General features: G+C 76.3%; 13 protein-coding genes. 8 read left to right on the plus strand and 5 right to left on the minus strand.

The annotated features are described in order from the left end of the window. Position 1: 1 nt before the first annotated feature. The 3 genes from ACSTA4_RS12260 to ACSTA4_RS12270 form a co-directional block, all read right to left on the minus strand. Complete coding sequence (locus tag ACSTA4_RS12260; protein WP_444963622.1) at positions 2-1,276, minus strand: MFS transporter; 1,275 nt, start codon at positions 1,274-1,276, stop codon at positions 2-4. 218 nt (positions 1,277-1,494) lie between these two features. Then, positions 1,495-1,974, minus strand: a complete 480-nt coding sequence (locus ACSTA4_RS12265; protein WP_444963623.1) for a MarR family winged helix-turn-helix transcriptional regulator — start codon at positions 1,972-1,974, stop codon at positions 1,495-1,497. A 231-nt stretch (positions 1,975-2,205) separates the two neighbouring features. After that, entirely contained in the window at positions 2,206-3,240 is a 1,035-nt protein-coding gene (locus ACSTA4_RS12270) for an NAD(P)/FAD-dependent oxidoreductase (protein WP_444963624.1), read from the minus strand. Between the two features lie 66 nt (positions 3,241-3,306). On the opposite strand from ACSTA4_RS12270, the gene ACSTA4_RS12275 reads away from it, so the two are divergent. Then, the gene (locus ACSTA4_RS12275) at positions 3,307-3,915 is read left to right on the plus strand and encodes a helix-turn-helix domain-containing protein (protein WP_444963625.1); all 609 of its coding nucleotides are present in this window, start codon (positions 3,307-3,309) and stop codon (positions 3,913-3,915) included. 155 nt (positions 3,916-4,070) lie between these two features. Here ACSTA4_RS12275 and ACSTA4_RS12280 read toward each other — a convergent pair whose 3' ends face one another. Both ACSTA4_RS12280 and ACSTA4_RS12285 read right to left on the minus strand, forming a co-directional pair. Further along, positions 4,071-5,111, minus strand: a complete 1,041-nt coding sequence (locus ACSTA4_RS12280; protein ID WP_444963626.1) for a glycosyltransferase family 9 protein — start codon at positions 5,109-5,111, stop codon at positions 4,071-4,073. Between the two features lie 7 nt (positions 5,112-5,118). Continuing rightward, positions 5,119-5,541: a CBS domain-containing protein gene (locus tag ACSTA4_RS12285; RefSeq protein ID WP_212640294.1), complete on the minus strand. Its 423-nt coding sequence runs from the start codon at positions 5,539-5,541 to the stop codon at positions 5,119-5,121. 271 nt (positions 5,542-5,812) lie between these two features. On the opposite strand from ACSTA4_RS12285, the gene ACSTA4_RS12290 reads away from it, so the two are divergent. Genes ACSTA4_RS12290 through rfaE2 form a run of 7 tightly spaced genes read left to right on the plus strand, consistent with a single transcriptional unit; the run spans position 5,813 to position 14,254 of the window. Further along, positions 5,813-7,468 (plus strand): carbamoyltransferase family protein, encoded by a 1,656-nt coding sequence (locus ACSTA4_RS12290; protein WP_444963627.1) that lies wholly within the window; start codon positions 5,813-5,815, stop codon positions 7,466-7,468. Further along, positions 7,465-8,961, plus strand: a complete 1,497-nt coding sequence (locus ACSTA4_RS12295; protein ID WP_444963628.1) for an HAD-IIIA family hydrolase — start codon at positions 7,465-7,467, stop codon at positions 8,959-8,961. The genes ACSTA4_RS12290 and ACSTA4_RS12295 overlap by 4 nt, the downstream gene beginning before the upstream one ends. Continuing rightward, entirely contained in the window at positions 8,958-9,974 is a 1,017-nt protein-coding gene (locus tag ACSTA4_RS12300; protein ID WP_444963629.1) for a glycosyltransferase family 9 protein, read from the plus strand. The genes ACSTA4_RS12295 and ACSTA4_RS12300 overlap by 4 nt, the downstream gene beginning before the upstream one ends. Further along, a complete protein-coding gene (locus ACSTA4_RS12305; protein WP_444963630.1) occupies positions 9,971-11,023 on the plus strand; it encodes a glycosyltransferase in 1,053 nt (350 codons plus the stop codon). The genes ACSTA4_RS12300 and ACSTA4_RS12305 overlap by 4 nt, the downstream gene beginning before the upstream one ends. Next, positions 11,020-12,282, plus strand: a complete 1,263-nt coding sequence (locus tag ACSTA4_RS12310) for a glycosyltransferase (RefSeq protein ID WP_444963631.1) — start codon at positions 11,020-11,022, stop codon at positions 12,280-12,282. The genes ACSTA4_RS12305 and ACSTA4_RS12310 overlap by 4 nt, the downstream gene beginning before the upstream one ends. Then, entirely contained in the window at positions 12,282-12,872 is a 591-nt protein-coding gene (locus ACSTA4_RS12315) for a D-sedoheptulose-7-phosphate isomerase (protein WP_444963632.1), read from the plus strand. The genes ACSTA4_RS12310 and ACSTA4_RS12315 overlap by 1 nt, the downstream gene beginning before the upstream one ends. After that, positions 12,869-14,254: a D-glycero-beta-D-manno-heptose 1-phosphate adenylyltransferase gene (gene rfaE2 / locus ACSTA4_RS12320; RefSeq protein WP_444963633.1), complete on the plus strand. Its 1,386-nt coding sequence runs from the start codon at positions 12,869-12,871 to the stop codon at positions 14,252-14,254. Before ACSTA4_RS12315 ends, rfaE2 begins: the two co-directional genes overlap by 4 nt. The last annotated feature ends 5 nt before the right edge of the window (positions 14,255-14,259 follow it).

The following is a 14,259-nucleotide window of genomic DNA, read 5'->3' on the forward strand; positions in this document are numbered from 1 at the left end:
CTCACGCGCCCGTGGTGATCGCCTCGGCCTCGGCCCGCGCGGACTCGGGGCCGTCGTCCACCCTGCGCAGCGCCCCGCGGCCCAGGAGCACGATCCCCGCGGCCAGCGCCACCGACCCCGCCGCCGCGTACATCGGCGCGCCGGGGGACAGGGCCGCGGCGAGCGCGGAGGCGGCCGGGGGAGCGGCGGCGCCCCCGAGGAAGCGCACCGCCGAGTAGGACGAGGACGCCACCGAACGCGGCAGGTCGCTGGCCTCCATCACGCATTCGGTCAGCACCGTGTTGAGCACGCCCAGCAGCAGGCCGCCCAGCACGATGGCGGTGATGAGTCCCGCCGTGGAGGAGATGAGCGCGCCCGCGGCGACCAGGTCCGCGGCCAGCAGGAGCAGGGTCGTCCACAGCACCCGCGTGCGCGGCCACCGGCGGGTGAGCACCGGGGCCACGAAGACCGAGGTCACGGCGACCGCCAGGCCCCAGCCGAAGAAGGTGAACCCCAGGCCCATCTCGTCCAGTCCCAGCGGGAAGGGCGTGTAGGCCAGCAGGGCGAAGAAGCCGATGTTGTAGAACAGCGCGGCCAGGGCCAGCACCAGGATGCCCGGGACGCGCAGCGCCGCGAACGGGGCCGACAGCGGCACCGGCGCGGTCCGCTCCGTGGCGTCGCTCCTGAGCAGGACGGCGATCGCGACGAACCCGGCCGCCATCAGCGCGGCGGTACCGAAGAAGGGGCCGCGCCAGCTGACGCTGCCGAGCAGTCCGCCCAGGAGCGGGCCCGTGGCGATGCCCAGGCCCAGCGCCGCCTCGTAGAGCACGATCGCGGAGGAGGCCCCACCGCTGGCCGCGCCGACGATGGTGGCCAGGGCGGTGGAGATGAAGAACGCGTTGCCCAGCCCCCACCCTGCCCGGAAGCCGATGACGGACTCGACGCTGCCGCTGGCCCCGGCCGCGGCGGCGAAGACCACGATCAGCGCCAGGCCGACCAGGAGGGTGCGCTTGGCGCCCAGGCGGCTCGACACCCAGCTGGTGACGAGCATGGCCAGGCCGGTGACCAGCAGGTAGCTGGTGAACAGCAGCGAGGTCTGGGTCTGCGTGGCCTCCAGGCTGCGGGAGATCGCGGGCAGGATCGGGTCGACCAGGCCGATGCCCATGAAGGCGATCACGCAGGCGAACGCCACCGCCCACACGGCGCGCGGCTGCCGGAGGATGGACCCCTCCGGCGCGTGTCCCTGGTCCGCGCCCTCGGGCGGTGCCGTACGCGGGGTGTCGGTCTTCGCCACCATGTTCTCGTTGCTCCCTGTCGTCGCCGATGGTGGGGAGGACGGCGGCCGATCCGGTCGGGGCCCTCATTCACATAGGAAACCTATGTTAATCCCCGCGCATTCCCGACCGGCACGCGAAGGGCGCGAGGGAGGGGAGGCGTCGATCACCGCGACCGCGGCGGGCGCGAGGGCGGTGCGAGCCGAGGGTGTGACCGGGCTCCGGGAACGGAACCGCTCGCTCAGGCCCCGCCGCGGCGCAGCCGCTCGTCCAGCAGCCGCACCGACTCCGACAGCAGCTCCCGCTCACGCGCGGACAGGTCGGAGAACAGCGGCTCCAGCGCGTCGCCGATCCGGTGCCTCCAGTCCTCCAGCGCCGCCGCACCGGCCATGGTCAGCTCGTGCAGCTGGGCCCGCCGGTCGTCGGGGTCGGGACTGCGCGCCACGTACCCGGAGGAGAGCAGCGACTCCACGATCACCGTCATGGTGGGCTGCCTGACCCGGCAGTGCTCGGCCAGGACGCCCAGCCGCAGCGGCCCCTTCTCCTGGAGCACGCTCAGCGCGCGCCACGTCGCCGGGGATGTACGCTCGCCGGTCTCGTGCGCGGCGTAGCGCCCGATCCGCTGGCTGATGTTGAGGAGGCGGACCAGGAGGTGGGCGACCTCGGGGCCCCGGCCGTCCCCGGCGTCCGCGTTTGCGGCGGGCTCGTCGTCGTGGTGCACGCCGCCAGGCTAGGGCATCTTCGGCTGGCGTGCCCCGTCGCGGGGCGGGCGGTGTTCCCCCGCGGCGTACCGCGCCGCGGGGGAACACCGGTCACGGGCGCCTGCGGGCCCGCACCACGGGGTCGTGCGGGGTGCCCTCGCGGCCGCCGTGGTCGGCCGTCCCGGTCCCGGGGTCCTGGGGTGGCCAGGCCCTGTCCACATCCTCGGACGCGCCGTCCCCGCTCCCGCGACTCACAGGCCGTGGCGGCCCTCGCCCGACACCAGCTCGCTCACCCGCGCCTCGGACCCGGCCGAGAAGGCGTCCCGGTGGGCGGCGACCGCCCGGCGGGTGTCCTCGTCGACCAGGTCGGCGTTGATCTGGGCCCCGGCGGCGGCGCCCGAGGCCGCCGACGCGCCGACCTGTGCGCTCAGGTCGGTGACGTTGCCCGCGGCCCACACCCCCGGCACGTCGGTACGGCCGCGTTCGTCGGTGGGGACGTACTCGCCGACCCCCATCGGGTGCTCCCGGGTGCTCAGGCCGAGCGCCGCCAGGAAGGAGGCGCGCGCCACCATCCGTGTTCCGACGGCCACCACCTCCCGGTCGACCACCGTGCCGTCAGCCAGCCGCAGCCCCGTGATCCGACCGTCGGCGGTCTCCAGGGAGGCCACCGGACCCTCCACCACGCGGATGCCGCGGGCGGCCAGCTTCTCGGCGTCCTCCTCGCCCGGCGAGGGCATGGTGTGGGTGAACAGTGTGACGTCCTCGCTCCACTGGCGGAACAGCAGCGCCTGGTGCACCGCCATCGGCCCGCTGGCCAGCACGCCGATGGCCCGGTCGCGCACCTCCCAGCCGTGGCAGTACGGGCAGTGCACCACGCCAGAGCCCCACTGCTCGCGCACGCCCGCCACGTCCGGCAGTTCGTCCACCAGCCCGGTGGTCACCAGGATCCGGCGCGCGCGTACGCCGCGGCCGTCGGCCAGCTCCACCCGGAACCCGTCGCCGTCGCGGGTCACGGCCGTGACCTCCCCTGTGTTCACGTGGCCGCCGTAGCCGCGCACCTCCGCCCGGCCCCGCTCCAGCAGCTCGGCCGGGGACACGCCCTCCTGCGCCAGCAGTCCGTGCACGCCCGAGGCGGGCGCGTTGCGCGGGGCTCCCGAGTCGACCACCGCCACCGAGCGCCGCGCCCGGGCCAGCATGAGGGCGCCGTTCAGTCCGGCGGCGCCACCGCCGACCACCACCGCGTCGTAACCCTTCTCCAACTGATCGTTCACCGCGATCACCTCCATGCCCCCACCATGCGACCCCCTCGCCGGTTCACGCAATCTTCGTTGCCGTTATGGCAAAATGGCGGCATGGAACACGACCTCGACCAGGCGCTCGACGCGGTCGGACCCCGGCTGCGCGCGCTGCGCAAGCAGAAGGAGACCACGCTGACCGACCTGTCGGCGGCGACCGGCATCTCGGTGAGCACCCTGTCCCGGCTGGAGTCCGGTTCCCGCCGCCCCACCCTCGAACTGCTGTTCCCGCTGGCCAGGGCGTACGGAGTCACCCTGGACGAACTCGTGGACGCGCCGCCCACCGGCGATCCGCGCATCCACCTGCGGCCGGTCACCCGCCACGGCATGACCATGCTGCCCCTGACCCGCCGTCCCGGCGGCATCCAGGCGTACAAGCTGGTGATCCCGGGTAACGACCGCCCCAGCGAACCCGACCCGCAGACCCACGAGGGCTACGAGTGGCTCTACGTCCTCAACGGGCGGCTGCGGGTCGTGCTGGGCGAGCACGACCTGGTGCTCGCACCGGGGGAGGCGGCTGAGTTCGACACCCGCGTGCCGCACTGGTTCGGCTCGGCCGACTCCGGCTCGGTCGAGTTCCTCAGCCTGTTCGGCCGACAGGGCGAGCGGGCGCACCTGCGCGCCCGCCCCAGGGCGGAGGGCGCGTCCGGCGACGCCGACCCGTGACCGGGAAGGGCGTGTCGGCCCGCGTCCGCTGAGGGAACCCCGTGCGCCACACCGTCAACGCTTGCGGCCGGGGCGTCGGCACCCGGGAGCCGCGAAGAGGTCCGCGCCCCTCACCGGACGGAACCCGGTCCCACCCGGCTCCGGGGCGCGGGGGTTCAGGAGCCGCGGACGGCCTCCTCGGCGGCGGGACGGCCGGAGGCGCACACGCTCCGGCACGCGGCGACGACCTCCTCCACGCCGATCGCGTCCAGACCCGGGTCCAGTTCGGCCGAGTGCGGGTCGCCCGTGCGGCCCGCCCACAGACACACGTGGACGTCCCGGTCCACGCGCGGACCCCACAGCTCCGGGGAGACCGGTCCGAACAGGCGCACCGACGGCGTGCCGTAGGCCGTGGCCAGGTGGCCGACCCCGGTGTCCCCGCACACCACCAGCCGCGCTTCGCCGACCAGCCGCGCCAGCAGGTCCAGGGAGGTGCGCCCGGCCAGCACCGCCCGGCCGCCGAGCCCGGCGGCCTCGGCCACCCGCTCGGCCAGCGCGGTCTCGTTCTGCGAGCCGGTCACCAGCACCCGCAGCCCCGAGGCCGTCAGGTCCTCCGCCACCCGTGCGAAACGCTCCGGGGGCCAGCGCCGCGATCCGGAGGCGGCCCCCGGGTGGACGATCGCGGTGTCCCCCTCGACCACCGCGTCCTGCCCCCGTGACGGGTCCGGCCACCGCAGGTCGTCCGGGTCGGCCGCCACACCGTGCGCGAGCAGCAGGCGGCACCAGATCTCGGCGTCGTGGACCCCCTCGGGCCACTCCGGGCCCGGCCACTGCGGGGCGGACGGGTGGCCGTGCGTCCACAGCCGCCCCGGCGTCAGCGCCGCCAGGGCCGCGGTGCTCTGCGGTCCCCGGCCGTGCAGGTTGACCGCCAAGTCCGGGGAGCGCGTGTCGGGCGCGCGCAGCGGCCCGGTCGGCAGGACCTCCCAGTCCAGCCCGGCCAGCGCGACCAGGTGCCGGTACCAGAAGGGGCCCGCCAGGGTGCGGCGCCAGGACGGCAGCGCCCGCTCCAGCGCGCGCAGCGCGGGAACGGCCGTGGCGAAGTCGCCCAGCCCCAGCGCCCGCAGCGCCAGCAGGGACGGCCGTCCGTCCGTGCCGGGGACCCGGCCCCCGTCCGGGCCCCCGCGGTCGGGCGGCGGCGTCCCTCCCACCGGTTCCACCGGCGCCTCAGCGGTTGGGGTCGGCGGCGCTGACGTCGGCCAGCGCCGAGTCCTCGTCCACGGCCCGCGCCAGGTCGCCCATGGACACCACGCCCACGACGCGGTCGCCGTCCACGACGGGGAGGCGGCGCACCGCGCTGGTGCGCATGACGTGCACCGCGTCGGCGATCCCGCTCTGCGGCGGCACGGTGGCCACCTCCGCGCTGCACACGTCGCCGACGCTGCGCTCGCCCGGGTCGCCGCCCTCGGCCACGCAGCGCACCACGATGTCGCGGTCGGTCAGGATGCCCGTGATCTGCTTGTCCCGGGTCACGACGACGTCGCCCACGTCGGCGTCGCGCATGATCTCCGCGGCCTCGCGCAGGGACGTGTCCGGCGAGACCGTGCGGACCGGGCTGCTCATCACCTGGTCGATGGTTCGCACCACCATGGTCCTGCTCCTTTCGTGCCGGTCGTACCTCTCGGTTCTCACCGGTCCCATAGCCCGCATCGGTGGGGGCAAACATGACGGCTTCCCCGGTGCCGCGGGGCGGACCGCGGGCGCGCGGGCGGCGGACCCGGGGCAGTCCCCGCGCGCGTCGCTGCTGGTGAGCGGGTTCCGGTTCTCCTGGGGTCGATGTTTACGAGCCGCTGCTGCTGGTAGTCGAGTGGGTGCGCTCGGCGTCTGAGTCGCAGACCGGGCCTGAGGAGGGAGCGGTTACATGCGTGTCCTCGGTGTCAACGCCGTCTTCCACGACCCGGCGGCGGCGATCGTCGTCGACGGTCGCACGGTCGCGGCGGCGGAGGAGGAACGGTTCTCGCGGCGCAAGCACGGCAAGGCCGCGGTCCCCTTCTCCACGTGGGAGCTGCCGGAGCAGGCGATGCGCTGGTGCCTGGAACGCGCGGGGCTGCGCCCCGCCGACCTGGACGCGGTCACCTACTCCTACGACCCCGCGCTGGCCGACCCCGACGGGCCCGGGCAGGACCGCGGGTGGGAGCGCCTGCGCCTGTTCTACGTCGAGCGCGCTCCGCACTTCCTGGCCACCGCCCTGCCGGGCCTGGACCCGGCCAAGGTCACCTACGTCCCCCACCACGTCGCGCACGCGGCCTCCACCGGGCTCGCCGCCCCGCCGGAGGCCGGAGGCGGCGAGTGCGCGGTGTTCGTGGCCGACGGCCGAGGCGAGAGCACCTCGCACCTGGCGGGCGTCTACACCGGCGGGAAGCTGGACGTGCTGGCCCGCCAGCCGCTGCCCGAGTCCCTGGGACTGGTCTACGAGGAGCTCACCGAGCACGTGGGCTTCCACCGCTCCAGCGACGAGTACAAGGTGATGGCCCTGGCCTCCTACGGCGAGCCCACCATGCTCGACGCGGTGCGCAAGTGCGTGGGCTACGAGGGCGACGGCCTGGTCCGCGCCTCGGGCCTGGACTGGAACTCCCTCACCGACCCGTGCGAGCCGGGGCGGGAGCCCTCCAAGGAGCACGCGAACCTGGCCGCCAGCGTGCAGGCCGCCATGGAGGAGACCCTCCTGGCCGTCGTCGGCTGGCTGCACGAGCGGACCGGCCGCCCGCACCTGACGATGGCGGGCGGGGTCGCGCTCAACTGCGTCGCCAACAGCCGCATCGCCCGCGAGGGGCCCTTCGAGAGCGTGTGGGTGCAGCCCGCCTCCGGCGACGCGGGCACCGCGCTGGGCGGCGCCCTGCACGTGGCCTCGCTCGTGGAGGACGTGGCGCCCATGCCCGGGGCCGACCTGGGCCGCTCCTGGGACGAGGACGAACTGCACGCGATCCTGCGCGAGGCCGACGTCGCCTTCGAGCGCCCCGACGACCTGGCCGACACCGTGGCCGAGGCCCTGGAGCGGGACGCGCTGGTGGCCTGGTTCCAGGGCGCCGCGGAGTACGGTCCCCGCGCGCTGGGGCACCGCTCCCTGCTCGCCAACCCGTCCAACCCCGACAACCTCGAACGGCTCAACCGGGTCAAGGGTCGCGAGCAGTTCCGCCCCGTCGCGCCGATGGTGGCCGAGCCCAGGGCGGCGGAGATCTTCTCGGGCGGACCCCTGCCCAGCCCCTACATGCTCTTCGTCCACGAGGTGCACCCCGACTGGCGCGACCGCCTGCCCGCCGTGGTGCACGTGGACGGCACCGCACGCGTCCAGACCGTGGCCGAGCGGGACGACCCGCTCACCGCGCGCCTGCTGGACCGCTTCGAACGGCGCAGCGGCCTGCCCGTCCTGGTCAACACCAGCCTCAACACCGCCGGACGGCCCATGGTCGACTCCCCGCGCGACGCCCTGGAGTGCTTCGGGTCCGCGCCCGTGGACCTGCTGGCCATCGGCCCGTTCGTCGTGCGCCGCCGCACGGGCGAGGGGGCGCACCGGTGAGCGCTCCCCGCTACTCCGTGGTCGTGCCCACCGTGGGGCGCGACACCCTGCCCCGCGTCCTGGAACCGCTTCTGGACGCGCCGTCGCGGGAGGCGCCCGAGGAGGTCGTCGTCGTGGACGACCGGCCGCCCGACGACTCCGCGCCGCTGCCCGGGACCGACCACGCCCGCGTGCGCGTCCTGCGCACCGGCGGAGGCGGCCCCGCCGCCGCCCGTCAGGCCGGGTGGCACGCCTGCGCCACCGAGTGGATCGCCTTCCTGGACGACGATGTGGCCCCGCCCGCGGACTGGCCGAGACGCCTGTGCGCCGACCTGGCCGACCTGCCCGCCGAGGTGGGCGCCAGCCAGGGCCGCATCACCGTGCCCCGCCCGCGCGGGCACCGGCCCACGGACGCCGAACGGGCCACCCTGGCCCTGGAGGGCGCCCGCTGGATCACCGCCGACATGGCCTACCGCAGGAGCGCGCTGGAGGCGGTCGGCGGCTTCGACGCCCGCTTCCCGCGCGCCTACCGCGAGGACACCGACCTGGCCCTGCGGGTCGTGGACGCCGGGTTCGTCCTCGTGCCCGGAGAGCGCGAGTGCGTGCACCCGCTGCGCGGCGGCGGGCGCTGGGCGAGCCTGGCCGCCCAGCGCGGCAACGCCGACAACGCGCTGATGGACCGCCTCCACGGGCGCGGCTGGCGCAACCGGGTCGGCGAGGGCCCCGGCGGACTGCGCGGGCACGTCCTCACCACGGCCGCCCTGCTGGGCGCCGCCGGAGCGGCCCTGACCGGCCACCGCGCCGCGGCCGCCGCGTGCGCCGCGCTGTGGACCGCGCGCACCGCCGCGTTCGCCCGGCGCCGGATCTCCGGCGGACCCGCCACCCGCGACGAGGTCACCGACATGCTGGTGACCAGCGCGCTCATCCCGCCCCTGGCCTGTTGGCAGCGGCTGCGCGGCGAGATCCGCCACGCCGGGGCGCGGCCCGCCCCGGGAGTGGCGGCCGTGCTGTTCGACAGGGACGGCACCCTGGTCGAGGACGTCCCCTACAACGGCGACCCCGACAAGGTGCGGCCCACGCACTCGGCCGAGCGGGCGCTCGCCCTGGCCCGCCGCGCCGGACTCGCCGTCGGAGTGGTCAGCAACCAGTCGGGCATCGCCCGCGGGCTGATCACCCGCGACCAGGTGGACGCGGTCAACCGGCGCGTGGAGGAGCTTCTGGGTCCCTTCGACGTGTGGCGCGTGTGCCCGCACGGCGAGGAGGACGGCTGCGGATGCCGCAAGCCCGCGCCCGGCATGGTCCGCTCCGCCGCGGCCGAACTGGGCCTGCCGCCCTCCCGCTGCGCGCTGGTCGGCGACATCGGCGCCGACGTGGACGCCGCGCGGGCCGCGGGCGCGCGCGGGGTGCTCGTGCCCACCGCCGCCACCCTGGACGCCGAGTGCCGTTCCGCGCCCGAGACCGCGCCCGACCTGGAGGCCGCCGTCCTGCGCCTGCTCGGAGAGGACGCTTCGTGAGCGGGGGGACCGTGATCGTGGCGCGCCTGGACAGCATGGGGGACGTCCTGCTGTCCGGACCGGCCGTGCGCGCCCTCGCCCACGGAGCCGACCGGGTCGTCTACCTCGCCGGACCCCGGGGCGCCGAGACCGCCGCGGCGCTGCCGGGCGTGGACGAGGTACTGACCTGGTGCGCGCCCTGGATCGCCGCCGACCCGCCGCCGGTGGACGCCGCCGACGTCACCCGCCTCGTGGAACGCCTGTCCGGCCTCGGCGCGGACGCCGCCGTGATCCTGACCTCCTTCCACCAGTCGCCGCTGCCGCTGGCCCTGCTCCTGCGCATGGCCGGGGTGCCCCGCGTCTCGGCCGTCAGCGAGGACTACCCGGGCAGCCTGCTCGACGTGCGCCACCACGTGGCCTACGGCGTCCCCGAGGCCGAACGCATGCTGTCGCTGGCCCGCGCCGCCGGGTACCCGCCGCCGCCCGGCGACGACGGGCGCCTGGCCGTGCGCCGCCCGCTGCCGGACACCCGCGAGCTGACCGGGCCCGACGGGTACGCGGTGGTCCACGTCGGCGCGGACGCCCCCTCCCGGGAGCTGCCGCCCGCCCTGGCCGCCAAGACCGTCGCCGCGCTGGCCGAACGCGGTCACCGGGTCCTGGTCACCGGCACCGCCGGGGAGGCCGAGGCCGCCCGCGAGGTCGCCGCGCACGGCGCGGCGGACCTGGCCGGGCGCACCACCGTCACCGAACTGGCCGACGTGCTCGACCGCGCCGCCGTCCTGGTCTCGGGCAACACCGGCCCCGCCCACCTGGCCGCCGCCGTCGGCACGCCCGTGGTCTCGCTCTTCTCCCCGGTCGTGCCCGCCTCCGCGTGGGCGCCCCACGGCACCGCGGTCCGCGTCCTGGGCGACCAGTCCGCGCCCTGCGCCGACACCCGTGCCCGGGTCTGCCCCGTACCCGGCCACCCCTGCCTGAACTCCGTCTCCTCCGACGACGTCCTGACCGCCGTCGACGAACTCCTGGGGGCACGATGACCGTCCACCATCCGACACCCGCCGCCCCGGCGCGCGCACCCCGGGGCATGGCGCAGGGCCGCGCCAGGACGCCCGCGCGCGTGCTGCGGATCCTGCTCTGGCACGTCCACGGCTCGTGGACGACCGCGTTCGTCCACGGCGGACACACCTGCCTGCTGCCGGTGACCCCGGACCGGGGGCCCGACGGGCGGGGCCGCGCCCGCACCTGGGACTGGCCCGCCAACGCCGAGGAACTGCCCCCCGGGGCGGTGCGCGACAGCGAACCCGACCTGGTGGTCCTCCAGCGTCCGCACGAGATCGCCCTGGCCGAGGAGCTCCTGGGCCGCGTACCGGGACGGGACGTGCCCGCCGTCTACGTCGAGCACAACACCCCGCGCCGGGACGTGCCGGTCACCCGGCACCCCGTCGCCGACCGCGACGACATCCCCGTCGTCCACGTCACCCACTTCAACGACCTGTTCTGGGACTGCGGGCGCGCGCCCACCCGCGTGGTCGAACACGGCGTGCCCGACCCCGGGTACCGCTACACCGGCGAGGTCCCCCGCACGGGCGTGGTGCTCAACGAGCCCCTGCGCCGCTGGCGCTTCACCGGCACCGACCTGCTGCCCGCGCTCGCCGAGCGCGTGCCCCTGGACCTGTTCGGCATGGGTGTGGCCGGGGTCCCCGACCACTTGGGGCTGGCGGCCCCGCGGCTGCGCGCCCACGAGGACCTGCCCCAGGGCGCCATGCACGACGAACTGGCCCGCCGCCGCGCCTACGCCCACCCGCTGCGGTGGACCTCGCTCGGTCTGTCCCTCATCGAGGCGATGATGCTGGGCCTGCCCGTGGCCGCCCTCGGCACGACCGAGGCCTACGAGGCCGTACCGCCCGAGGCGGGCACCGTCTCGACCGACCCCCGAGTACTCGCGGAGGCGCTGCGCGCGTTCCATGAGGATCGCGACCTCGCCGTCCGCGCCGGCAAGGCCGCCCGTGCGGCGGCGCTGCGCCGCTACGGGCTCACCAGGTTCCTCGACGACTGGGACCGGGTGCTACAGGAGGTGACGTCATGAGGATCGCCATGGTCTCCGAACACGCCAGCCCGCTGGCGGCGATCACCGGAGAGGACGCGGGCGGCCAGAACGTCCACGTGGCCGAGCTGGCCGCGGCGCTCGCCGCGCGCGGGCATGAGGTCGTCGTCCACACGCGCCGCACCGACGCGGAGCGGCCCGACAGCGTCTCCCTGGGCCCGGGCGTGCGCGTGGAGCACGTGCGCGCCGGACCGGCGGCCCCGATCAGCAAGGACGAACTGCCCCAGTACATGCCCGAGTTCGCGCAGCGGCTGCGGGCGGCCTGGCGCGTCCAACGGCCCGACGTGGTCCACGCCCACTTCTGGATGAGCGGTTTCGCCTCCCTGCGGGCTGCCAGCACCCTGGACCTGCCCGTGCTGCAGACCTTCCACGCCCTGGGCACCGTCAAGCGCCGCCACCAGGGCACGGACGACACCAGCCCCGCCGAGCGCGTCCCGACCGAACGCGCCGTGGCCGGTCAGTGCGACATGGTCGTGGCCACCTCCACCGAGGAGCGGCGCGAACTCGCCGAGTGGGGGATCCCGGCCGCGCGTGTGGCGGTGGTGCCCTGCGGCGTGGACACCTCCCGCTTCACCGCGAAGGGCCCCGCCGCCGAGCGCGGCGACCGCCCGCGCCTGCTCAGCCTGGGCCGCCTGGTCAGGCGCAAGGGCGTGGACACGGTGATCCGCGCGCTGGCCCAGGTGCCCGAGGCCGAACTGGTCATCGCCGGGGGAACCGACCGCGAACGCCTGTGGACCCAGCCCGAGGCGGTGCGGCTGCGCATGGCCGCCGAGCGCGCGGGCGTGGACGAGCGGGTCCGCTTCCTGGGCTGCGTGGACCGCGCCGATGTGCCCGCCCTGCTCAGGTCGGCCGATGTGGCCGTCAACGTGCCCTGGTACGAGCCGTTCGGGATCTCCACCGTCGAGGCGATGGCCTGCGGTGTCCCCGTGGTCGCCTCCCGCGTGGGCGGCCACGTCGACACCGTCGTGCACGGGGAGACCGGACTCCTCGTCCCGGCCAGGTCGCCCGAGCGGCTGGGCCGCGCCGTGCGCTGGCTGCTCTCGGACGAGGCGACCAGGACCTCCTTCGCCGAGGCCGCGGCCGAGCGGGCGCGCGACCACTACTCGTGGGCGGAGGTGGCCCGGCGCACCGAGGAGTGCTACCTGCACGTGACCACGACCGCGACCGGCACGGCCGTCCCGGCGCCGCGCGCCGGGCTCAGCACGCCGGTCGCCACCACCACCGGGGGAGGCGAGGAGTGATGCACACCCACCTGAGACAGCTCAGCTCCGCGCTGGACGGCACGGACGCGGCCCTCGTCGAGGAGTGGGGGCGCCGCGCCGCGCGCGCCCTGAGCGGGGGACAGCGCCTGTTCGCCTGCGGCAACGGCGGCAGCGCGGCCGAGGCCCAGCACCTGACCGCCGAACTGACCGGACGCTTCGAGGACGAGCGCGAGCCCCTGTCGGCCATCGCGCTGCACGCGGAGACCTCCAGCGTCACCGCCATCGCCAACGACTACGGCTACCAGCAGGTCTTCGCGCGCCAGCTGCGCGCGCACGCCCGCCCGGGCGACCTGCTGGTGTGCATGTCCACCAGCGGCAACAGCGAGAACGTCGTCGCCGCGGCCAAGGCCGCTCGGGAACTCGGCGTCACCTGCTGGTCCCTGACCGGCCCCGGGCCCAGCGCCCTGGAGTCGCTCAGCGAGGAGACGGTCCCGGTCCCCGCGCCCAGCACCTCCACCGTGCAGGAGGTCCACCTGGCGCTGGTCCACGTGTTCTGCGCCGCGGTGGACGCCGAGGTCGCCGCCCGCGCGCACGGGGTCTTCGTCCCCGAGGGGAGGGCGGCCACATGAGCGGGGGAACCGTGGTGGTGGTCGGCGACGCCCTGCTCGACGTCGACCTGCGCGGCGTGTCCCGGCGCGACTGCCCCGACGCGCCCGCGCCCGTACTGGAGGAGCCCGAGTCCTGGTACCGACCCGGAGGCGCGGCCCTGGCCGCCCGCCGCGCCCGGCAGGACGGCCACGACGTGGTCCTGGTGACCGCCGTGGGCCGCGACGCGGCCGCCGACGACCTGGCCGCGCTCGTGGGCGAGGGCGTCCGGCTGGTGGGGCTGCCCCTGATGGAGCACACGCCCACCAAGACCCGGGTCCAGGCCAACGGCCGCACCGTCGCCCGCCTGGACCGGGGCTGCGAGGGCGTGGAACTCGACGCCCGCGCCGAGGACGTCGCCGAGGCCCTGGCCGGGGCGTCGGCCGTGCTCGTGGCCGACTACGGGCACGGGCTCACCCGCCAGCGCGCCGTGCGCCGGGCCCTGACCGCCTGCGCGCGGCGCGGCGTCCCGCTCGTGTGGGACCCGCACCCGCGCGGCGCCGACCCCGTGCCCGGAACCCGCCTGGCCACGCCCAACGCCGCCGAGGCCGGGGTCGCCGGGGGCGCCGACGGGCGGGCCCTGCGCCGGGCCGGTGAGCTGGCCGGGGCGTGGGACGTGCACTCGGTGGCCGTCACCCTCGGAGCGCGCGGCGCCGCCTGGTCGGGCACCGGGGACGAGTGCGCCCTGCTGCCGGGCACGCCGGTCGACTCGCCGACCGACACCTGCGGCGCCGGGGACGCCTTCGCCGCCGCGTGCGCCACGGCGCTCGCCGACGGCGATGACGTACGCGACGCCGTCCGGCGCGGGGTCGCCTCCGCCTCGGCCTTCGTCGCCGGGGGCGGGGCCTCGGCCTACGCCGCCCCGCGCCCCGCCGCCGGGCGGGCGCGCGACGCCGCGGTGCCCGGCCCCCGCGCGGGGGAGGGCCGCAGGGCGGAGCGGGTCGTGGCGACCGGGGGCTGCTTCGACGTCCTGCACGCGGGCCACGTCGACCTGCTGCGCCGCGCCCGCGCCCTGGGCGACCGCCTCGTGGTCCTGCTCAACAGCGACGCCTCCGTGCGCGCCCTCAAGGGCAGCGGCCGTCCGGTGGTCGCCGAACAGGACCGCGCCCGCGTGCTGGGCGCGCTCGACTGCGTGGACGAGGTGGTCGTCTTCGACGAGGACACGCCCGTGCGCGCCCTGGAGGAGCTGCGGCCCGACGTGTGGGTCAAGGGCGGCGACTACGAGGTGGAGGACCTGCCCGAGACGCCCGTCGTGCGCCGGGCCGGGGGAGAGGTGGTCACCGTGCCCCTCGTGCCCGGCCACTCCACGACCGGGCTGATCACCCGCATCCGCGGCCGGGGCCGCGACGGCGTACCCGCCCGCTGAGGCAC

Source organism: Nocardiopsis sp. M1B1 (genome assembly GCF_052466615.1).